The 20,063-nt window shown below is 65.8% G+C and carries 17 protein-coding genes; 10 read left to right on the top strand and 7 right to left on the bottom strand.

From position 1 onward, the window contains the following. Nucleotides 1-61 precede the first annotated feature (61 nt). The 10 genes from EAT49_RS03585 to phnE (EAT49_RS03630) all read left to right on the top strand — a co-directional run bounded on the left by EAT49_RS03585 (nucleotide 62) and on the right by phnE (EAT49_RS03630) (nucleotide 10,966). On the top strand, nucleotides 62-1,021 hold the full coding sequence (locus EAT49_RS03585) for an arabinose ABC transporter substrate-binding protein (RefSeq protein ID WP_123640933.1): 960 nt from the start codon (nucleotides 62-64) through the stop codon (nucleotides 1,019-1,021). A 76-nt stretch (nucleotides 1,022-1,097) separates the two neighbouring features. After that, nucleotides 1,098-2,594: a sugar ABC transporter ATP-binding protein gene (locus tag EAT49_RS03590; protein ID WP_123640934.1), complete on the top strand. Its 1,497-nt coding sequence runs from the start codon at nucleotides 1,098-1,100 to the stop codon at nucleotides 2,592-2,594. Nucleotides 2,595-2,613: 19 nt separating this feature from the next. Beyond that, nucleotides 2,614-3,663, top strand: a complete 1,050-nt coding sequence (locus tag EAT49_RS03595) for an ABC transporter permease (protein ID WP_123640935.1) — start codon at nucleotides 2,614-2,616, stop codon at nucleotides 3,661-3,663. A 25-nt stretch (nucleotides 3,664-3,688) separates the two neighbouring features. Beyond that, the gene (dgoD, locus tag EAT49_RS03600; RefSeq protein WP_123640936.1) at nucleotides 3,689-4,837 is read left to right on the top strand and encodes a galactonate dehydratase; all 1,149 of its coding nucleotides are present in this window, start codon (nucleotides 3,689-3,691) and stop codon (nucleotides 4,835-4,837) included. After that, entirely contained in the window at nucleotides 4,831-5,736 is a 906-nt protein-coding gene (locus EAT49_RS03605) for a dihydrodipicolinate synthase family protein (protein ID WP_123640937.1), read from the top strand. Before dgoD ends, EAT49_RS03605 begins: the two co-directional genes overlap by 7 nt. A 120-nt stretch (nucleotides 5,737-5,856) precedes the next feature. Continuing rightward, entirely contained in the window at nucleotides 5,857-7,344 is a 1,488-nt protein-coding gene (locus EAT49_RS03610) for a sodium-dependent transporter (protein ID WP_185020629.1), read from the top strand. A gap of 195 nt (nucleotides 7,345-7,539) precedes the next feature. Continuing rightward, on the top strand, nucleotides 7,540-8,469 hold the full coding sequence (phnD, locus tag EAT49_RS03615) for a phosphate/phosphite/phosphonate ABC transporter substrate-binding protein (RefSeq protein WP_425459510.1): 930 nt from the start codon (nucleotides 7,540-7,542) through the stop codon (nucleotides 8,467-8,469). Nucleotides 8,470-8,541: 72 nt separating this feature from the next. Then, nucleotides 8,542-9,363 carry a phosphonate ABC transporter ATP-binding protein gene (phnC, locus tag EAT49_RS03620; RefSeq protein WP_123640940.1) on the top strand — a complete coding sequence of 274 codons (822 nt, stop codon included), beginning with the start codon at nucleotides 8,542-8,544 and terminating at the stop codon, nucleotides 9,361-9,363. Next, on the top strand, nucleotides 9,360-10,160 hold the full coding sequence (gene phnE / locus EAT49_RS03625) for a phosphonate ABC transporter, permease protein PhnE (RefSeq protein WP_123640941.1): 801 nt from the start codon (nucleotides 9,360-9,362) through the stop codon (nucleotides 10,158-10,160). Before phnC ends, phnE (EAT49_RS03625) begins: the two co-directional genes overlap by 4 nt. Beyond that, nucleotides 10,157-10,966 (top strand): phosphonate ABC transporter, permease protein PhnE, encoded by an 810-nt coding sequence (gene phnE, locus EAT49_RS03630; RefSeq protein WP_123640942.1) that lies wholly within the window; start codon nucleotides 10,157-10,159, stop codon nucleotides 10,964-10,966. The genes phnE (EAT49_RS03625) and phnE (EAT49_RS03630) overlap by 4 nt, the downstream gene beginning before the upstream one ends. A 70-nt stretch (nucleotides 10,967-11,036) precedes the next feature. Here the strand turns inward: phnE (EAT49_RS03630) and EAT49_RS03635 are convergent, their stop codons facing one another. From EAT49_RS03635 to EAT49_RS03665, 7 genes are all read right to left on the bottom strand, one after another. Next, nucleotides 11,037-11,708, bottom strand: a complete 672-nt coding sequence (locus tag EAT49_RS03635) for a sulfotransferase family 2 domain-containing protein (protein WP_123640943.1) — start codon at nucleotides 11,706-11,708, stop codon at nucleotides 11,037-11,039. Next, nucleotides 11,708-13,714 (bottom strand): rhamnosyltransferase WsaF family glycosyltransferase, encoded by a 2,007-nt coding sequence (locus EAT49_RS03640; RefSeq protein WP_123640944.1) that lies wholly within the window; start codon nucleotides 13,712-13,714, stop codon nucleotides 11,708-11,710. The genes EAT49_RS03635 and EAT49_RS03640 overlap by 1 nt, the downstream gene beginning before the upstream one ends. A 52-nt stretch (nucleotides 13,715-13,766) precedes the next feature. Further along, on the bottom strand, nucleotides 13,767-14,534 hold the full coding sequence (locus EAT49_RS03645) for a hypothetical protein (protein WP_123640945.1): 768 nt from the start codon (nucleotides 14,532-14,534) through the stop codon (nucleotides 13,767-13,769). A gap of 101 nt (nucleotides 14,535-14,635) precedes the next feature. Beyond that, a complete protein-coding gene (locus EAT49_RS03650; protein WP_123640946.1) occupies nucleotides 14,636-15,727 on the bottom strand; it encodes a hypothetical protein in 1,092 nt (363 codons plus the stop codon). Between the two features lie 11 nt (nucleotides 15,728-15,738). Further along, the gene (locus EAT49_RS03655; RefSeq protein ID WP_123640947.1) at nucleotides 15,739-15,987 is read right to left on the bottom strand and encodes a hypothetical protein; all 249 of its coding nucleotides are present in this window, start codon (nucleotides 15,985-15,987) and stop codon (nucleotides 15,739-15,741) included. Between the two features lie 210 nt (nucleotides 15,988-16,197). Next, the gene (gene metH / locus EAT49_RS03660; protein WP_123640948.1) at nucleotides 16,198-18,909 is read right to left on the bottom strand and encodes a methionine synthase; all 2,712 of its coding nucleotides are present in this window, start codon (nucleotides 18,907-18,909) and stop codon (nucleotides 16,198-16,200) included. Beyond that, nucleotides 18,906-19,943: a homocysteine S-methyltransferase family protein gene (locus EAT49_RS03665; protein WP_123640949.1), complete on the bottom strand. Its 1,038-nt coding sequence runs from the start codon at nucleotides 19,941-19,943 to the stop codon at nucleotides 18,906-18,908. Before EAT49_RS03665 ends, metH begins: the two co-directional genes overlap by 4 nt. Nucleotides 19,944-20,063: the final 120 nt, after the last annotated feature.

The following is a 20,063-nucleotide window of genomic DNA, read 5'->3' on the forward strand; positions in this document are numbered from 1 at the left end:
AGATGATCAACGTCAGGCCAGCCTGCCCGAGGAGGGGCACAGGCACCATAGGGAGGACACCATGAGGAAACTGAGGACAGTCAGCCTGGCCGCCGTCGCGCTCGGGCTGTGGGGAGGCGCCGCCGCCGCGCAGGAGATCGTGGCGATCTACAAGAGCGGCACTCAGCAGTATTTCATCGACCAGGCCGAAGGGTTTCAGGCCGCGGCAGAGGCTCGGGGCTACGACAGCCGCGTGATCAACGTCGAGCTCGACTCCAACCTCGCGATCAGTGCCATGTCCGACGCCATCGCCGGCGGGGCCTCCGGCATCGCGATCACCGCGCCGGACCAGGCGCTCGGTCCGGCGCTCGCCACCGCGGCCGCCGATGCGGGCATCCCGCTCATTGCCACGGACGACCCCCTGATGGACGAGGGCGGCAACCCCGTGCCCTTTGCCGGCTTCGACGGCGTGGCCATGGGGACGAGCGTGGGCGAGAAGGCCGCCGAACTGCTGGTCGAAAGCGGGTGGCTCGATGGCGAAAGCTACGGCATTCTCAGCGTCGAGGTTCAGACCCTGTCGGTCTGCGAAGACCGCACCAATGCCGCGAAGGAGCAACTGACTGCGGCAGGCGCGTCGCCCGACGCCATCGTGCAGGTCCCCTATGATGGCACGACCGATGCCTCCCTGACCGCGGCGGGGCCGCTCATCACCGCCAATCCGCAGGTCGATCGCTGGGTCGTCGTGGCCTGCAACGACGAGGGCGTTCTCGGCGCTGTCAACGCGCTTGGCAACGCCGGCTTCCAGCCCGACGAGATCATCGCCGTGGGTCTCGGCGCCTACGAGGCCTGTCGTCCCTGGGCCGCCGGACTGCCCACCGGCTTCAAGGCCGCGCTCTACCTGAGCGGCACCGATGTGGGCGCGGCGGCGGCGAACGCCCTGATCGACTCCATCGAGTCGGGCGAGCCGCTGCCGCTCAACACGGTGGCCGACACCACGATCGTCGATCCCACGACCTATGCAGACGTCATGCCCTGCGAGTGACGCAAGGCCGTGACCGCGCGGGCCGCTTCTCCCAGCGGCGGCCCGCGTCCCTTCCGACGTCCCGAACCAGGTCTCCATGTCCGTTCATCTGAGCATCAAGTCGGTGGGAAAGTCCTTCCCCGGCGTCCGCGCCCTGGGCAACGTCTCGGTCGAGCTCAAGGGCGGCGAGATCGTCGCCATCGTGGGCGAGAACGGGGCCGGCAAGTCCACCCTGCTGAAGATCCTGTCCGGCGATTACGCGCTCGACGAGGGGCATGTGTCCCTGGACGGCACCTCGCTCGACGGCGGGACGCCGCTCGAGGCGCGGGAGGCCGGGTTCCGGCTGGTGCGGCAGGAACCGGAGATCGTGCCCTTCGTCAGCGTGCTGGAGAACATCTACATCGGCGAGATGCCCGCCGGCCGCGGCGGACGGGTGGATTTCGCCCGGATGCGCCGCGAGGCGACGGCGATGCTCGCACGGTACGGGTTCGCCGGGCTCATCGACCTCGATCAGGAAGGACGCACGCTGTCCCCGGCGCAGATGCAGCTCGTGGAGATCCTGCGCGCGCTGAAACCGGGCGCCAAGGTCGTGGCCTTCGACGAACCGACCTCCTCTCTGACCCAGCGCGAGACGGAGCGACTCTTCGACCTGATCCGCCAGCTCAAGGCCGATGGCCTCGCGGTGATCTACGTCAGTCACCGCCTGCACGAGATCATGGAAATCGCCGAACGGGTCTTCATCCTCAAGGACGGCGCGCCCACGGGCGACCTGCAGATCGACGCCACTTCGGAGGAGGAGATCGTCCGTCTGATGGTCGGCCGGGACCTCGACGCCCACGGCATGCGCCGCAAGCCTGTGGAGCCGGGCGAGGTCGTGCTCGAGGTCGAAGGGCTCTCGAGCCGCTGGCATCGCGACATCAGCTTCTCGATCCGCGCCGGAGAGATCGTCGGCTTCGCCGGTCTCGTCGGCGCCGGGCGCACTGAACTCGCGAAGGTGATCTTCGGCGAGTATCCCCGAACCTCGGGCACGATCCGCATCGACGGCGAGACCCGCACCATCCGCACCCCTTCGGACGCGATCCGCGCCAACATGGGCCTCGCCCCCGAGGACCGGAAGGGCGAGGGGCTGATCCTCGTCCGCTCGGTGATGGAGAACGCGAGCATGGCGGTGTTTCACAAGCTGTCGCGATGGGGCATCCTGCGGCAGGCGGAAATGCTGGAGACCGTCGAACCGCTGGTGCGCCGGCTCGATATCAAGACGCCCTCGCTCGAGACCGAGGTGGGCAAGCTGTCGGGCGGCAACCAGCAGAAGGTCGTCCTCGCCCGCTGGCTCGCCGCCTCCCCGCGCCTGCTGATCCTCGACGAGCCCACCCGCGCGGTGGACGTGGGCGCCAAGGCCGAAATCTATCGCCTGATCGACGATCTCGCCCGCTCGGGCCTCGCCATCATGATGATCTCCTCGGAGATGCCCGAGCTTCTGTCGATGTCCGACCGGATCATCGTGATGAAGGACGGCCGCATCTCCGAGCCGGTCCCCAGACACGAAGCCACCGAGGAGCGGATCGTCAATCTCGCCCTCGGAACGGCCGCATGACGACACAAGAGAGGTTTCCGTGACCACCACCGATACTCCGAGACCGCCGTCGCAGGACGGGGCGCTGAAACGGATCACCGCCTTCGTGGGGGCCGAGAACCTGTCGCTGATCATCGCTCTGATCATCCTCGTGGCCCTGATCGCCTCGCAGTCGGAGTTCTTCTTCTCCGCCCGCAACATCCTGAACATCGGGCAGAACATGGCGGTGGTGGGCCTGCTCGCCGTGGGCATGACCCTGGTCATCGTCTCCGCCGGCCTCGACATTTCCGTGGGCTCCATGGCGGGGGCGGCCTCCGTCGTGTGCGCTCTGGTCGTGAACGCCACGGACATGGTGGGCCTCGGCATCGCCGGGGGCATGGCCCTCGGAACGGTCCTGGGGCTGGTGAACGCCACGATCATCACCGTGCTGCGCGTCAACCCGGTCGTGGCCACGCTCGCGACGTTCTCGGCCTTCCGCGGCCTGGCCTTCCTGATCGCGCCCGGAGGCCGCCCCGTCGGCGTGCTCGATCCCGAACTGCGCTTCCTCGGCTCGGGCCGCGTCTTCGAGACCGAGGGCTTTCCGGGCATCCCCGTGTCCTTCCTGATCCTGCTCTTCGTGGCCGTCGTCGCCCATATCGTGATGAAGACCACGGTCTTCGGCCGCTCCATCTATTCCATGGGCGGCAATCCCGCTGCGGCGCGGCTCGCCGGGATCAACCTCACGTCGATGAAGTTCCGCATCTATGCCATCTCCGGTGCGCTGGCGGGGCTCGCCGGCGTGATCGTCACCGCCCGCACCAGCTCGGGCCAGCCCGCCTCCGGGACACAGGGGCTGGAGCTCGAGGCGATCACCGCGGTGTTCCTCGGCGGCGCGCTGCTGTCGGGCGGCAAGGGCACGATCGTGGGCACGATGCTCGCCGTCATGCTGATCGCGGTGCTGGCCAACGGGATGAACCTCCTCGGCATCCCCACCTTCTACCAGCTCGTCGCCAAGGGCCTTCTCCTCGTCGCGGCGGTCGCCATCGGCCAGTGGCGCCTCGCCCGGTCCGAGCGCCAGCAGGCGCAGGCCGCCGCGGCGGGCTCGCAGTGACGCCCGAAGCGACAGGAGCCCCCGCATGAAGATCACCGCGCTCAGGACCTTCGCCGTCCCGCCCCGCTGGCTGTTCCTGAAGATCGAGACCGACGAGGGCATCTCGGGCTGGGGCGAGCCGGTGCTCGAGGGCCATGCCGCAACCCTCGCCGCCAAGATCGCGGAATACGCGCCCATGCTGATCGGTCGCGACCCGGGCCGGATCACCGACATCTGGCAGATGCTCTACCGCAACGGCTGCTATCGGGACGGCCCGGTCCTGATGAGCGCGATCTCGGGCATCGACATGGCGCTCTGGGACATCAAGGGGAAGGCGCTGGGCCAGCCTGTCCACGCCCTTCTGGGCGGGCGGGTCCGCGACCGCATCCGCGCCTATACCTGGATCGGCGGCGACCGGGCCGAGACCCTGATCGAGGATGCCCACCGCGCGCGCGCCCAAGGATATACCGCGGCGAAGTTCAACGTCGCGGGCGAAGTGCCGATGATCGCCTCCCATGCCCAGGTCGACGCGATCCTCGCCAACATCGGCGCGCTGCGCGACGCCGTCGGCCCCGACTTCGACCTCGCCGTCGACTTTCATGGCCGGGTCAGCGTGCCGATGGCCCGGGTCCTGCTGGCGGAGCTGACGCCGATCCGCCCGCTCTTCGTCGAGGACCCCGTTTTGCCTGGCCAGCTCCCCGCCATGGCGGACCTGGCGCGCGGCACGCCGATCACCCTGGCCTGCGGCGAGCGGATGCACAGCCGCGCCGAATTCCGACAGCTCTTCGAGCTGCGCGCCGCAGGGATCGTCAACCCCGACACCGCCCATGTCGGCGGCATCTCCGAGATGCTGCGCATCGGCGCGCAGGCGGAGGCCCATGACGTAGCGCTGGCCCCCCATTGCCCGCTGGGGCCCATCGCGTTCGCCGCCTGCCTGCAGATCGACGCGCTCTGCCACAACGCCGTGCTGCAGGAGCACGCCACGGCCATCCATTACAACGGCACCATCGGCCAGCACGATTACGTTGCGGACCGGGCAGCGGTGGCTCTCGAGGACGGCTACCTGGCCATTCCCGAGGGACCGGGGCTTTCCGTCGAGGTGGACGAAGAGGCGGTGATCCGCCTTTCGGAAACCGGCCACGACTGGCGCGCGCCGGTCTGGCGCCACGCGGACGGGTCCGTCGCGGAATGGTAGCCGCCCCGGCGACCCGCGTGCAGGGCGTTCACTGCGTCCTCTACGCCTTCTTCGACGCGCGCGGCCAACTCGACCGGGGCGCGATGCGCGCGCAGGTGGAGGCCGTTCTGGCGTGCGGCGTGGACGGGATCACGGTTCTCGGCCTCGCCACCGAAGGCCCGAAGCTTTCCGTCGAAGAGGCACGAGACGTCGTCGACTGGGCGGCGGAGGACATCGCCGACCGGTGCCCGCTGTCCGTCACGATCATGGGCGACACCGTCGCCGACCAACGCGCGGCGCTGCATCACGCCATCGACCGAGGCGCGGCCTTCGCGGTTCTGCAGCCGCCCCGGGCCGGAGCGGCGGACCTGCTCGACTTCTTCGCCCGTGTTGGCGAGGGTATCGACCTGCCCCTCGGCATTCAGAACGCGCCGCAATACCTGGGCCGGTCCCTCTCTGCCGAGGATGTGGCCTGGCTGCGCGGACGGCTCGTCCGGCTGGAGCTCATGAAGGCCGAAAGCTCCGCCGTGGACATGGCGGCGCTGATCGAGCGGTGCGGCCCGGACATCGCCTGCCTCGGAGGGCGCGGCGGGCTGGAGATGACCGACTGCCTGCGCGTCGGCGCCTCGGGTTTCGTGCTCGCCCCCGATGCCGTGGACCATGCCTGCCGGGTCCACGACCTGTGGCTCGCCGGAGAGACCGAAGCGGCCGAGGCGGCCCATGCGGAGGTGCTGCCGGCGCTCGTCTTCATGATGCAGTCCGTCGATCATCTGATCTGCTACGGCAAACGCATATTCGGCCAGCGAGCCGGACTTGCCGTTCGAGACCGACAGCCGGCACAGACCCCGACAGACGCCGGGCTGCGCCTTGCCATGCGATGGGCAGAACGTCTCGGCCCCCTGCGTCAGCGGGGATCGTGACAGGACGCCGGGAGCCTTCGGCGTCCCGAAGGCTGGTCCGACGGCGGCCGGCGGCACGGAACAGGCCCGACCGTTCCTCCGTTTGGTGGACGACGCGCACGTCCGCACATGGTTATCCGAATGAAGTTCTCATCGACCCGGCCTCGACCGCCGGACGAGACGACATCCTGCGCCCCGGATCATCCGCCACCTCGCGAGGAGGCCGGGAGCGCGGCACGCGGGGGCGAGACGGAGGGGACCGCGGCCGGGACGGGGGACGAGGATCCCCAGCCGGCCGCCGGGTCGACCGACGTCTCCCACGAGGCCGTCCGGCGCGGCGAGCAGCCCGCCGCGGCCTGGTCCTCGGAACGCGCGTTCGTCCTGTCGACGGCCGCCGCCGGGGTGGGGCTCGGTAACCTCTGGCGGTTTCCGACACTGGCCGGCGAGAACGGCGGCGGCGCGTTCCTCATGGCCTATGCCGTGGCCGTCCTGTGTTTCGCCCTGCCCTTCGCCGCCCTCGAGATCGTCGCCGGCCGCCAGGCGCACGGGTCGGTCGTTGCCAGTTTCCGCAAGCTCGGCCGCCGCTTCGTCCCCGTGGGGATCGGCGTCGTCCTGCTGACGCTCGCCATCGACAGCTACTACTTCGTCATCACGGGCTGGACCCTGGGCTTCGCCGTGGAAGCCACGGTCTCCGCCACGCCGGACTTCGCGGAGTTCACCTCCGGATACGAGTCCGTCTGGTGGCTCCTGGCGACATCCGCTCTCGTCGGGGGAATTCTCGCCCTGGGACTCTCCGGGATCGAACGGGCGGCGCAGTTCCTGATGCCGGTACTGGGTCTCGTGATCGTCGGCATCGCCGTCTACGGCCTGACGGACGGCGCGGCGGGAGAGGCTCTCGAATTCCTCTTCCGCCCGGATTTCACCCGGATGTCCGACCTCGACCTGTGGCGCGCCGCTTTCGGCCAGGCCTTCTTCTCGATGACGATCGGCCAGGGCTACCTGATCACCTACGGAAGCTACCTGCCGCAGCATGTGAACGTGCCGAGGGCGATCGCCTCCATCGCCGCGATCAACTCCTCGGTCGCGATCCTCGCGGGGCTCGCGATCTTTCCCTTCGTCTTCGCGGCCGGGCTCGATCCTGGGGCCGGCTCCGAGCTTGCCTTCGTCGCGATGCCCACGGCCTTCGAGGAGATGGCCGGGGGCGGCCTCCTCGCGCCGGCCTTCTTCTGGCTCCTCTTCCTCGCGGCCCTGTCGTCCTGCATAGGAGGCGCAAAGGTCGTGACGGCGGCCCTGCGCGAGCAGTGGTCCCGTTTCGACAGTGTCCGGGCCGTCATCGCCGGGATCGGAGCCATCACGCTTCTCGGGGTGCCGTCCGCGCTGTCCTACGCCGCCCCGGAATGGCAGATCGCGGGGCGTCCCGTGCTCGACGCCCTGAACGAGGCAGTCGGCTCGAACGGAACCGTTCTCGCGGCTCTCGCGACCTCCATGATCCTCGGCTGGAAGTTCCCGCCGTCCCGCCTGAGTCGGGCGTTCAACCTCCGGCGCCGGACCGCAACCGCGCTCGGGTGGCTCCTCCGCATCGCGCCGATCGGCCTCGCGGCGGTCTTCGGACTGAGCCTTCTCGCCTGAGCCGCGACCGGGCACCGGCCCCGGTCGGCGGAGGCCCGCGCGCCGAACTCTTCCCCGCAAGCCGCTCCTCCAGCGCCGGACCGGACGCAAGGGCAGCGGGCGCCAGTCATCCTGTCGCTACACTGGGCAGGTAGCTGCGAGGCAATCGACCTGTGCAGGAGACCGAGAATGGCGAACACCACCACGATCATCAGCATGACCCTTGCGGCCGCGATGCTGTCCACCGCGGCCAGCGCCGAGTTCGCGCTCGACGCCCGCTATACCGACGCCGACGGGGACATGATCGCGGACATCCCGACGGATGCCTCCGAACTCACGGACCCCGACACCCTGATCTTCGCCTACACGCCCGTGGAGGACCCCTCCGTCTACGCCGCGGCCTGGGCCGACTTCCTGACGCATATGGAAGAGGCGACCGGCAAGACGGTCCAGTTCTTCCCGGTGCAGTCGAACGCGGCGCAGATCGAGGCGATGCGGGCCGGCCGTCTGCACATCGCCGGCTTCAACACCGGCTCGAACCCGCTGGCCGTCGCCTGCGCCGGCTTCCGTCCCTTCGCGATGATGGCCGCCGCGGACGGCTCGTTCGGCTACGAGATGGAGATCATCACCCATCCCGGGTCGGGCATCGAGGAAGTGGCCGATCTCGCCGGAAGCCAGCTCGCCTTCACCTCCGAAACGTCCAACTCGGGCTTCAAGGCTCCCTCGGCCCTGCTCTCTTCCGAGTTCGGGCTGGTGGCCGGCACCGATTTCGAGCCGGTCTTCTCCGGGGCGCACGACGCCTCGATCCTCGGCGTGGCCAACATGGACTATCCCGCCGCCGCCATCGCCAATTCTGTCAAGGCCCGCATGCTGGATCGGGACGTGGTCTCCGAGGATCAGCTCACGGTGATCTACACCTCGCAGACCTTTCCGACCACGGGCTACGGCACCGCGCACAACCTGACCCCGGAACTGCAGGAGACGATCCGCGAGGCGTTCTTCAGCTTCGAATGGGAAGGCACGACGCTGGAGGAGGAATTCTCCAAGTCGGGCGAAGCGCAGTTCATCCCGATCACCTTCGCCGAGGACTGGGCGGTCATCCGCCAGATCGACGAGGCGAACGGCGTGTCCTACGCCTGCCAGTAACCTGTTCTTGATCTGGGCGGGATGCGGGCGAGAGATCGCCCGCATCCGTCGCGTTTCGGCGAAAGGCTCATCATGCTCGAACTCCGGGGCCTGACGAAGGTCTACAGGACCGGCGACAAGGCGTTGACCGACGTGTCCCTGACAGTGCCCAAGGGCCAGGTCGTCGGGCTGATCGGTCCCTCGGGCGCCGGCAAGTCGACGCTGATCCGGTGCATCAACCGGCTCGTGGAGCCCTCGTCGGGCCGGATCCTGCTCGGTGAGGTCGATCTCGCCCGCCTGCCGCCGAGGGCGCTCCGCCGGGAACGCCGGCGGATCGGCATGATCTTCCAGGAATACGCGCTGGTCGAACGGCTGACGGTGATGGAGAACGTCCTGTCCGGGCGGCTCGGCTATGTCGGCTTCTGGCAGAGCTTCATGCGGCGCTTTCCCGGCAGCGACATCGAGCGCGCCTATCGCCTGCTCGACCGCGTCGGGCTGATCGACCAGGCCGACAAGCGGGCCGATGCCCTGTCGGGCGGGCAGCGCCAGCGCGTCGGGATCGCCCGGGCGCTGAGTCAGGAACCCGAGCTCTTGCTGGTGGACGAGCCGACCGCGAGCCTCGATCCGAAGACGAGCCGCCAGATCATGCGCCTGCTGATCGAGGTCTGCGGAGAGCGCGGGCTGCCGGCCATCGTCAACATCCACGACGTGCCGCTGGCACAGCAGTTCATGCAGCGCATCGTCGGGCTGCGCGCGGGACGCGTCGTGTTCGATGGCTCACCGGAAGAGCTGACCGAGGCCGAGCTGACCACGATCTACGGCGAAGAAGACTGGACCGCGATGCGCAAGGACGGCGAGGACGACCGCGAGGCCGAGGCCGAGACGGCCCGCAGGCTCGCCGCGCTGTCCGCATGACGGCCTATCCCACCACCTGGCGCCGCCCGCCGCAGATCCTGACCCACCGGGGATGGCGCTACGCCATCCAGCTGGGTGTTCTCGTCTACCTGATCCTCGCCATCGGTACCGTCGAGGTGAACTGGGCGCGCGTCTCGGTCGGCATGGAGCGCGGGCTGAGGTTCGTGCAGGGGTTCCTGCAACCGGATTTCATCTCGCGTTGGACCGATATCTCGCGGGGGCTCGTCGAAAGCCTGACGATGACACTGACCTCCACGGTGGTGGGTGTCGCCCTGTCGGTTCCCATCGGCATCGGCGCCGCGCGCAATTTCGCGCCGGCCTGGGTCTATTACATCTGCCGCAGCATCATCGCCGTCAGCCGCGCATTGCAGGAGGTGATCATCGCGATCTTCTTCGTCGCGATGTTCGGCTTCGGCCCGTTCGCGGGCTTCCTCACGCTCAGCTTCGCGACCATCGGGTTCATCGGCAAGCTTCTTGCCGAGGACATCGAGGACATCGACGAGGCGCAGGCCGAGGCGATCCGGTCCACGGGCGGGTCGTGGATGCAGGTGCTAAACTACGGCATCCAGCCACAGGTGATGCCGCGGCTGATCGGCCTCTCGCTCTACCGGCTCGACATCAACTTCCGCGAAAGCGCGGTGATCGGCATCGTCGGCGCGGGCGGCATCGGCGCCACGCTCAACACCGCGATGGACCGCTACGAATACGACAGTGCGGGGGCGATCCTGCTGATCATCATCGGCTGCGTGATGGTGGCCGAATACGGCTCGTCCTACCTGCGAAAGTTCCTGCAATGACCGAGACCGCTTTCCCGGCCCGATGGGAGCACCGCAGCCGCGGGGCCCGGCTGGCGCTCTGGTTCGGCTGGCTCGGGCTGGTGGCGCTGTTCGTGTGGTGCTGGCAGGTGATGACCGAGACGACGATCTGGACTTTCGTCGCAGACGCCCCCCGGCAGGCCGCCGACATCGGGGACCGCATGTTCCCGCCGCGCTTGTCCTACCTGCCCGAACTTCTGGTGCCGCTCTGGGACACCCTGAACATGGCGACCCTCGGAACGCTGCTCGGCGTGATCCTCGCCGTTCCGACGGCCTTCCTTGCGGCCCGCAACACCACGCCCTCGGCCCTCCTCCTGCGGCCCGTCGCCCTCTTCGTCATCGTGGCGTCGCGCTCGATCAACTCGCTGATCTGGGCGCTGCTTCTCGTGGCGATCCTCGGTCCCGGCATCCTCGCCGGGATCGTCGCGATCGGGCTGCGGTCGGTCGGCTTCATCGGCAAGCTGCTCTACGAGGCGATCGAGGAGACCGATGTCCGGCAGATCGAGGCCGTCCGCGCGACGGGGGCGTCGCCGTCCCAGGTGCTCGACTACGGGATCGTGCCGCAGATCCTCCCGGCCTTCTGGGGCATCACCGTCTTCCGATGGGACATCAACATCCGCGAGAGCGCGATCCTCGGGCTCGTCGGGGCCGGCGGCCTCGGGCTGAAGCTCAACGCATCGCTCAACGTGCTCGCATGGCCGCAGGTCACGATGATCCTGCTCGTGATCCTCGCGACCGTCGTGCTGTCCGAATGGGTGTCGGCACGGGTCAGGGCGGCGGTCATCTGACCGCGCCGCCCCGTCCGCGCGATCCGCACCGATCCGTTCTCGAGCCGCTCCGAGGACCGCGGCCGCTCTCCTAGAAATAGGCGAGGCGCTCGGCGGTGTGCCGGTCGACCGCTTCCCGATAAAGGTCGACATCCTCCGCACAAAGGCCGAAGACCTTCTTTCGGTGGCTTTCGGTCACGTCAATGAAGGACGTGTTGGCCCTCAGACTGGCTTCCCGATTCGCTCTGGTGTTCACGCGTGGCGCCCTGACCGAAAAATCGAAACTGAACTTGGCCGTGAACGCCTTCATGGACTCGTGCAGCCGCTCGGTCAGAAAGACATGATCCATATCCCTGATAGATACGCCATCCAGATGCACTTTCTGGGCGTTCCCAATGTTGTCGCTTCGCGCGAAATCCACGACGTCCATTCGCCCCTCCTGAATCGCCCTGCCCTGCCAGGAGCGCCCATCGGCCGCCAGATGATAATACTGGCTGACCACGCGATCGACAGGATGACGAATGCACGTCAGGTAAACGGCATCGGGCAGCAGAGTCCTGTACTTCGTCACGAAGAAGTGGCCGAAAATGACCCTGTAATAGCTTCCGATGAAACCGATATTCTCTGAAATCTCCGGCTGGACAGCCCTTGCGTAGCGATACTCCGGGTCATAATCCCAGAAAACCCGCCGCGCCGAAGAGAAATCGAAGGCATGTCCGAGCGCCGTTCCAGCGGTCTTGGGAATATGGGCGAATACAAACATCACACGAGATCCCGACTTTCAAGCTGATCCGCCGTCTCCGCGCAGACCGCTCTCCAGCTGTGCGATCCGGCAACGAAGACCCCGGCACGACGTGCTTCCAGATCCTCCACGCGGTCGAAGGCCGAATGAAGACCTCTGACGATATCGTCGAGACGGAGATCCACCGGAATGAGGTTCGGCGATACCCGTGACAGCCGCTCCGCACTCCGATTATGGAAGGTATTGGTGATGACGAGAGCGCCCGCCGAAAGAAGCTCATAGGGTACGACGCTGGGATGCGGCGCATACATCAGGCTCAGCCCTATATCGACATTCCTGACCGTCTCCATATACTCGGAGAACGGCAACCGATTCCGGACAGTCAAGCTGTGATCGGGACCGAGGCTGATCGACTGCACTTCCGACAGAGACCCCAGGCCCAAGAAACTCCATGGCTTCTCGAGCTGCCGTTCCCTCAGGAACTGGCGAAGCGCCAGAACATTGATCTCGAAGATATTTCTACCTGCATGTGACTCGGGCCGCGCATACATGAAGAACAGCCCGTTCTGCCGGGCCTCGATCGTCACCGGATCGAACCTCGGAACCACATGATCGAAGACGTGGAAGTCCGGCGTCTCGCCCGCGTCCATCCTCGAGAAGGCGCCGATTCTGTTGTCCCGGAAGAAATCTGCGAGAGGCTGAGAATTGAAGATCGGAAAGTAATCAAACGAATAACTCTGATCGCAGAGAAATCTCACCGAGTTGTACTCATAGAAGACCGGTTCATACTCCTGGATCAGAAAGCTGAAGCGTTTCTCGGTCGTCTGCGAAGCGATTTTCTTCGCAATGTACGTGTCCCAGGTGCTATAGGCCATGACCCGGTCGTTTCGGCCGACGTGAACCGCAGAATTCACGCTCTGGCTGGTGATCTTCCTGAAAATTGCGGTCGTCTCGGGGTCGTCTCTGTTGTGGTAGAGGAAGTAATCCAGGCCATCGTAGGCGCTGTTTCCCTTGACGATATTTATCGCCTTGCCCCGTCGCCCGAGCTCCTTGACGAGTTCAATCAGGCTCTTGTAGCCGGCGAACTCGATATCGGGATTGAGGTCGGGCAAGACGACGTGAATGACACGGTCGTTGCCGCTGCGTTCGACTATCCTCGCCCCCCTGATCTTGCTCTCGAGCTCGTCCACCCGACGTACCAGATCGGGAGCGGTGAGGTTCGGGACGCGAACCTCTATCGCTGATCGGAGCTTGTGGCGTCCCAGACGGCCTTCCGATTGACCGGTAATGTAGTAATGATGAAAACCGCACAGCAGGTCGCCGTTCCTGACAGCGTTCCGAACGTCGTCATAGAACGCGAGATAGAAGGCCTCGTCAAAATCCCGAACCGGTGAAAGACCGTTTCTCATTCCGTGGTTGAAGTAATCGACCAGGGCTTCGGAGCGCCTCGACTCTCGCAACTCCGGCCTCTGCTCCAGGTAGAAATCATGGTCGAAGACCAGAGAAACCATCTTGTAGAAATTCTCGGCCTGTTCCTCCTCCACACCATCAAGGACGATATAGCGCCTGGCGAGTTCATCGACGCTGAACTGGGGGAAGTACTCGATAAATCTTGCGAAATACCGTCCTTCCCTACCATGAATATGCAACCGGGCAGCTGGTGATTGATAGCAGACCGCCAGGTCGGTGTTTGGCAGCCGTCCTTCCTGACACCCGTAAAGCAGAAAGTGGACAAAACCCGAGACGAGATCTCCTGCCTCGATGGCTTCCCTGACATCCGTGTTCCGGGCCCGATAGCCGAGCTCGCTGAAGACGGGATTGGGGCTGCATGTCTGGAGCTCGGGGGTGCTCATGTACGTTTCCGCCAGCTCCAGAGCAGTGAGCTTCTCAGGCAGGGTCATGCCGGACTGCGCCTGAAGGGTCCTGCGGTCAAGCGACGGTGCTATGAGCGAAGCCACCTGATCCTGATCGCCAAGAAACGTGCTTATTGCCTTCGTGACGCTTCGGATGATGTGAGGAGACTTCATCGTTTTTCTCTTCCTTGGACGACAACCGGCTGAGCGCCATGGATGCCGGCGTTCAAAGCATGTGAGAAATGCCGTTTTCGTTCGCGAAATGGACGACGTCATCGTAATTCTCGATGACGCTCGACAGATCGTCGCTCGTGATCTTCAGGTAGGTATCGCCCGCTTCCCAGGCTGACGCATCGACCCCGATGTGTTCCATGACGCGGCCGACGACAGAATCCCGGTCCGAGGCATAATCCTCGTAGGTGATGTCGAGCCGGCCTTCGAACCTCTCGGCGATCTTGTCCAGATAGCTGTAGTTGCGGTCTATGCCCTTCATCAGCTGGCGCAGTTCTTCGATGTTGACCTTGAAGCTTTCCTCTCTGAACGCCTTCAAAATCCCCGCGTCTTCCGCCGTCACATGCGCGGAGCTACTGCCCGGTTTCATCATGGCCGAGTACTCACGAAGCCGCCGCGCATTCAAGGCCGAGAGAGCCTGTTTCAATCTGTTCTGACGCCGCAGGCAGATGACTGCAGGCCGGTATTCATTGGCGACCTTGGCGAATCGCATCGGGGCAGTGAACTGCTCGCCCGTCCGGGTGACCTGAAACTTGAAGCCGCGTGACAGTCCGTCGGGCGGCTGCCCACCGTTCTTGAAGTGACCCCAGTAACGGCGCAGGAACTTGATCCTGTTATCGTCGGTCTGCTCCATTTCGCCGGGCAGGAACTTGTTCCCGAAGACCTCCGCTCGCATGAAGACCTGCGGATGAGACTTGAGATTTCCATAGAGCGCAGTCGACCCGCTCCGCGCCGTGAAGATCACTACGAAGGGCCTGGGCAAGTTCTCGGTCTCCTTGTTCGGCGGTGCGTGGCGCGCCGGGGCGCATTGAAGTTGACTCCGAAGTCGGCGCGGACAGTATCCGACGATCCGTGGTCAAGGGACTAGACTGCAGCCCTGCTGACTTTTCTCACGAGCCGCTCGGCACGCTGGACCAACGGGCTCAAATTGCGATTTTCCACAGCGGCAGCCGAGAGAGCCGTCATTGCCACCTCGATCTCTTCGGGTGGCGGACGCCCGCTGATATCGAGGAACGGCAGATCCTTGGTCCTGCTGTGCCGAATGACTTCAAATGACTCGCCGAACATCTTGACGAGATTTTCATTGCCCTTCTCGAACCGCGGCGTGATCTGGGCAATCTGGGCGGTCGACAGGTAGGAGGCCGGCCTGCTTCGATCCCCGAAATCGATCGCTTTCAGCGTCGCCAGAAGAAGGTCGTTCTCTGCCACGGTCGGCTTGGTCCGGTTCAGAAAGTTCTTCATCCGTATGCTGCGCGCCGAGAGAGACGGGTTTCTGTCGGACGTTCCCGGTTCGACAGGGGTTTTCTGCTCCGCGCCGACCAACGACGCCAGGGTCGCGAACAGATCGCAACCTATATCGCCTCCGACAAGCGCGGTCCGATCGTAGGCGCGAAACACGACCGTCTTGAAGGGGTGCCCCTTCAACGTGGTCAAAAGCCAGTCGTAATCGAGAAATCGTTTCCCTTCGGTCGCCCGCACGAAGAAGCTATCCGGATTGACCCGCTGACCGCGCTTGACGCTTTGTCCAAGCGCGGACTGAACCTGGTCTACCTGGTTACGGACATAGAAGATGACCGAGACATCGTAACGATCTGGGGGAAACTCCGCGAAGAGACGCTGCCAGCTCCTGGTGCCGAAACCCGAGAAGAACTCGGAAGACAGGACCACGCCCTGCTCCGGCGGCAGACTGGCGATCTCTTCCAGCAGCCTTCTGTGCCGCAGGCGGAAAATGCCCTCTTTCGGATGGATGCGGTCGCCGGCCTCGGACGACAGGGCCCGCGCTGTGGCGGCCCCGTTCCCCGTCAACCGGTCCGGATTCGTGAAGACGCTGGCTCCCCCCGGATAGCTGAGGTGCAAGCTCTCGAGGGCCCTCGTTTCGAAGAACAACGCGTTCTGCGCCGCTGTCGTCCCGGTCTTCGGCGTGCCCGCGTGAATGATCAGCGGCGTCCGCTTCATGTCCCGCCCAATCACCTGAGAGAGACGGTCACTCGGTCGCTCTGTTTCTCGAGCTTGGAGATCGTCTTCAATGCCACGCGCTTCATGAATGCCTTGTCCGAAATCATCAACCGGATCTCCGCCGGGATATTGCCCTCTTCGTCCTGGCTGACGTGCTTGAATGCCTTGCGCATTGCCTTGGCAAGCTCGTTCGCAATGTAGCCCTGGCCGTCTGCGCCAGTCTCGTCAGCGTCGGTGCCGGACAGATCGTGTTCGGACATTCCCTAGCCTTTCGTGAAGGATCCCTGCGCGCCCTCGTGCCGCTTCCGCCCGCCCGTAATGCCGAGCCTCGAACTCTGTTACCCAGTCGCCACATGCGGCACAAGCGTCCTGGGCCGTCGCAACGTTCGCCTTGCCGGGAAGCGGGTCCTGTATGTGACGGCCCGGCCCCGCCGCCGGCTCGCGGCACCGCCATCGAACCGGCCCTGGCGCTATTCCGCCGCGACCCTGGCGGCGGTTCGCGGGTTGTAGTTCAGGATCGGTGCGAGCCAGCGCTCGGCGTCCTCGAGCGGCATGCCCTTGCGCGCGGCATAGTCGGCCACCTGGTCGCGCTCGACCTTGGCCACGCCGAAGTAATAGGCGCCGGGGTGACCGATATAGAGGCCCGAGACCGAGGATCCGGGCCACATCGCCATGCTCTCCGTCAGGGTCACGCCCGTTGCCGTCTCGGCATCGAGCAACCGGAACAGCGTCCTCTTCTCGGTATGGTCGGGCTGGGCCGGATAGCCCGGCGCGGGCCGGATGCCGCGGTAGGGCTCTCCGATCAGTTCGGCGGGTTCGAATGCCTCGTCGGGGGCATAGCCCCAGAGATGTCGGCGCACGCGCTGGTGCAGCATCTCGGCCATGGCCTCGGCATAGCGGTCGGCCAGAGCCTTCACGAGAATCGCCGAGTAATTGTCGTTCGCCCGGTCGAAGCGGTCGGCAATCTCGGTCTCCTCCGGCCCCGCCGTCACGACGAAACCGCCGATGTAGTCGGCGACCCCCTCGGGCGCGACGAAATCGGCCAGCGCCAGGTTGGGCCGCCCCTGCCGTTTCGCATGTTGCTGGCGCAGGGTGTGGAGCGTCGCCCGAACCGTCCGCCGGTCCTCGCTGGCGAAGAGCCGGATATCGTCGCCCGAGGCATTGGCGGGCCAGAAGCCCACGACCGCCCTGGGCCCGAACCAGCGCTCGTCGATGATCCGCTTCAGCATGGCCTGCGCATCGTCAAACAGCGCGCGCGCCGCCGCGCCCTGTTTCCCGTCGTCGAGGATCGCGGGATAGACCCCCTTCATCTCCCAGGTCTGGAAGAAGGGAGTCCAGTCGATGTAGCGGGCGATCTCGGCGAGATCCCAGTCGTCGATGACCTTCGGACCGAGGAACTCCGGCGCCGGCACGCTGTAGCCTGTCCAGTCGATCTTCAGCGCATTGGCCCGCGCCTGCGCCAGCGGCAGCCGTTCCTTGGCGCGCTCGGCCCGTTCGTGGCGGTCGGCAACCCCGGCATACTCGTTGCGGAGATCCGCGACGAACCCGTCGCGCTGTTTTGCCGACAGGAGGTTACCCACAACCCCCACGGCCCGGCTCGCGTCGAGCACATGGACGGCGGGACCCGAATAACAGGGCGCGATCTTCACGGCGGTATGCACCTTCGAGGTGGTGGCCCCCCCGATCAGCAGCGGGATCGAGAAGCCTTCGCGCTCCATCTCCGAGGCCATATGCACCATTTCGTCGAGGCTCGGCGTGATGAGGCCCGAGAGCCCTATGGCGTCGACCTTCTCCTCCCGCGCGACCTCAAGGATCTTCTGCGGCGGGACCATGACCCCCAGGTCGACGATGTCGTAGTTGTTGCAGGCCAGAACGACGCCGACGATGTTCTTGCCGATGTCGTGGACGTCGCCCTTGACCGTCGCCATCAGCACCTTGCCGGCCGACTGCCGCCCGGTGCCGCCCGAAAGGCGCTTCTCCTCTTCCATGTAGGGCAGCAACACCGCGACCGCCTGCTTCATGACCCGGGCCGACTTCACCACCTGGGGCAGGAACATCTTGCCCGCGCCGAAGAGATCGCCCACGACGTTCATCCCCGCCATCAGCGGACCCTCGATCACGTCGAGCGGGCGGTCGGCGGTCTGCCGGGCGGCCTCGGTATCCGCTTCGATGAATTCGGTGATGCCGTTGACCAGCGCGTGTTCCAGCCGCTTCTCCACCGGCCAGTCGCGCCAGGCGAGATCGCGGACCTTCTCCTCCCGCGCGCCGCCCTTGAACCGCTCGGCGATCTCCAGAAGCCGGTCCGTCGCGTCGTTGCGGCGGTTGAGGACCACGTCCTCGCAGGCCTCGCGCAGCTCCGCGTCGATCTGGTCGTAGACCGCAAGCTGGCCCGCGTTGACGATGCCCATGTCCATGCCCGCCTTGATGGCATAATAGAGGAACACCGCATGCATCGCCTCGCGCACGGTGTCGTTGCCACGGAAGCTGAACGACAGGTTCGACACGCCGCCCGAGACATGGGCATGGGCCAGGTTCTGCCGGATCCAGCGCGTGGCCTCGATGAAGTCGACGCCGTAGTTGTTGTGCTCCTCGATCCCCGTCGCGACGGCAAAGATGTTGGGATCGAAGATGATGTCCTCGGGCGGGAACCCCACGTCCTCGGTCATGATGCGATAGGCGCGGGCGCAGATCTCGGTCTTGCGCTCGAAGGTGTCCGCCTGCCCCGCCTCGTCGAAGGCCATGACCACGACCGCCGCGCCATAGGCGAGGCAGAGGCCCGCCTGGTGGCGAAACGCCTCCTCGCCCTCCTTGAGGCTGATGGAATTGACGACCGCCTTGCCCTGGACGCATTTCAGACCGGCCTCGATCACCTCCCATTTCGAGGAATCGATCATGATCGGCACCCGGGCGATGTCGGGCTCGGCCGCGAGCAGGTTCAGGAACTCCACCATCGCGGCCTTCGAATCGATCAGGCCCTCGTCCATGTTCACGTCGATGATCTGCGCGCCGTTCTCCACCTGGTCGCGCGCGACCTCGAGCGCCGCCGCGTAGTCGCGGTTCACGATCAGCTTGCGGAAACGCGCCGAGCCGGTCACGTTCGTGCGCTCCCCGATGTTCACGAAGGGGATGTCAGGCGTCAGGACAAAGGGCTCGAGCCCCGAAAGGCGCAGGTAGCGTGTCATGCGAATCTCCTCGGCGCGAAGCCCGCCACCGCCTCGGCGATGGCGCGGATATGGTCGGGCGTCGTGCCGCAGCAGCCGCCGACGACGTTGACCAGCCCCTCGCGGGCGAACTCGGCCACCTGCCGCGCGGTGTCCTCGGGGCCCTCGTCGTATTCGCCAAAGGCATTGGGCAGGCCCGCGTTCGGATAGGCGCAGATCGCCACGGGCGCGACACCCGCCAGTTCCGCGAGATGCGGACGCATGGCGCTCGCCCCCAGCGCGCAGTTCAGCCCCACGGTGAAGGGCCGCGCATGGGCGACCGAATGCCAGAAGGCCGTGGGCGTCTGCCCCGACAGCGTGCGCCCCGAGGCATCGGTGATCGTGCCGGAGATCATCAGCGGAAGCCGCTGCCCGGCCTCTGCGAAGGCCTCGAAACAGGCAAAGATCGCGGCTTTGGCGTTCAGCGTGTCGAAGATTGTCTCGATCAGGATCAGGTCCGCGCCCCCGGCGATCAGCCCGCGCACCTGCTGGCCGTAGGCGACGCGCAGATCGTCGAAGGTCACGGCGCGGAAGCCCGGATCGTTCACATCCGGCGACAGTGACGCGGTGCGGTTGGTCGGCCCGATGGCCCCGGCCACGAACCGGGGCCTGCCGTCCTCGGCGGTGGCGCGGTCGAGCGCGCGGCGCACGACCCGCGCCCCCTCGGCGTTGAGGTCGTGCACGGCCTCCTCCATCCCGTAGTCGGCCTGGGCGATGGTGGTGGAGGAAAACGTGTTGGTCTCGACGATATCCGCCCCCGCCATGGCATAGGCGAAATGGATCTCCTCCAGCGCCTTTGGCTGGGTCAGGATCAGAAGGTCGTTGTTGCCCTTCTGCGGGTGGTCCGAATGATGGCGGCAGACGTGGCCCGAACCCTTGCCGGTATAGTCCTCCTCCGAGAGGCCCAGCGACTGGATCTGCGTGCCCATCGCCCCGTCGAGGATCAGGATACGCTCCTTCACGAGGGCGCGCAGCTCTTCGGTTGCGGGGGAGAACGGAAGGGAGAAGGGATGCATCGGCCGGCCTTGTCGGGGTGAAGCGGCACCATAGCAGGACGAAACCCGGCGAAAAGTTCATAATCCTGCAGATGAACATGAGCGGCGTTCATGCCCCCCGCGCGACCCCGGCGCGGGGGA

The organism is Histidinibacterium lentulum, assembly GCF_003789055.1.
Taxonomy (GTDB): domain Bacteria; phylum Pseudomonadota; class Alphaproteobacteria; order Rhodobacterales; family Rhodobacteraceae; genus Oceanicola; species Oceanicola lentulus.

Excerpts from the sequence above, each read along its gene's own strand:
- EAT49_RS03585 (WP_123640933.1), top strand. The coding sequence starts at position 62 with ATGAGGAAACTGAGGACAGTCAGCCTGGCCGCCGTCGCGCTCGGGCTG.
- EAT49_RS03655 (WP_123640947.1), bottom strand. The coding sequence starts at position 15,987 with ATGTCCGAACACGATCTGTCCGGCACCGACGCTGACGAGACTGGCGCA.
- phnC (WP_123640940.1), top strand. The coding sequence starts at position 8,542 with ATGCTCGAACTCCGGGGCCTGACGAAGGTCTACAGGACCGGCGACAAG.
- EAT49_RS03640 (WP_123640944.1), bottom strand. The coding sequence starts at position 13,714 with ATGAAGTCTCCTCACATCATCCGAAGCGTCACGAAGGCAATAAGCACG.
- EAT49_RS03635 (WP_123640943.1), bottom strand. The coding sequence starts at position 11,708 with ATGTTTGTATTCGCCCATATTCCCAAGACCGCTGGAACGGCGCTCGGA.
- EAT49_RS03665 (WP_123640949.1), bottom strand. The coding sequence starts at position 19,943 with ATGCATCCCTTCTCCCTTCCGTTCTCCCCCGCAACCGAAGAGCTGCGC.
- EAT49_RS03590 (WP_123640934.1), top strand. The coding sequence starts at position 1,098 with ATGTCCGTTCATCTGAGCATCAAGTCGGTGGGAAAGTCCTTCCCCGGC.
- EAT49_RS03605 (WP_123640937.1), top strand. The coding sequence starts at position 4,831 with ATGGTAGCCGCCCCGGCGACCCGCGTGCAGGGCGTTCACTGCGTCCTC.
- EAT49_RS03650 (WP_123640946.1), bottom strand. The coding sequence starts at position 15,727 with ATGAAGCGGACGCCGCTGATCATTCACGCGGGCACGCCGAAGACCGGG.
- dgoD (WP_123640936.1), top strand. The coding sequence starts at position 3,689 with ATGAAGATCACCGCGCTCAGGACCTTCGCCGTCCCGCCCCGCTGGCTG.
- phnE (WP_123640942.1), top strand. The coding sequence starts at position 10,157 with ATGACCGAGACCGCTTTCCCGGCCCGATGGGAGCACCGCAGCCGCGGG.
- phnE (WP_123640941.1), top strand. The coding sequence starts at position 9,360 with ATGACGGCCTATCCCACCACCTGGCGCCGCCCGCCGCAGATCCTGACC.
- metH (WP_123640948.1), bottom strand. The coding sequence starts at position 18,909 with ATGACACGCTACCTGCGCCTTTCGGGGCTCGAGCCCTTTGTCCTGACG.
- EAT49_RS03610 (WP_185020629.1), top strand. The coding sequence starts at position 5,857 with ATGAAGTTCTCATCGACCCGGCCTCGACCGCCGGACGAGACGACATCC.
- phnD (WP_425459510.1), top strand. The coding sequence starts at position 7,540 with ATGACCCTTGCGGCCGCGATGCTGTCCACCGCGGCCAGCGCCGAGTTC.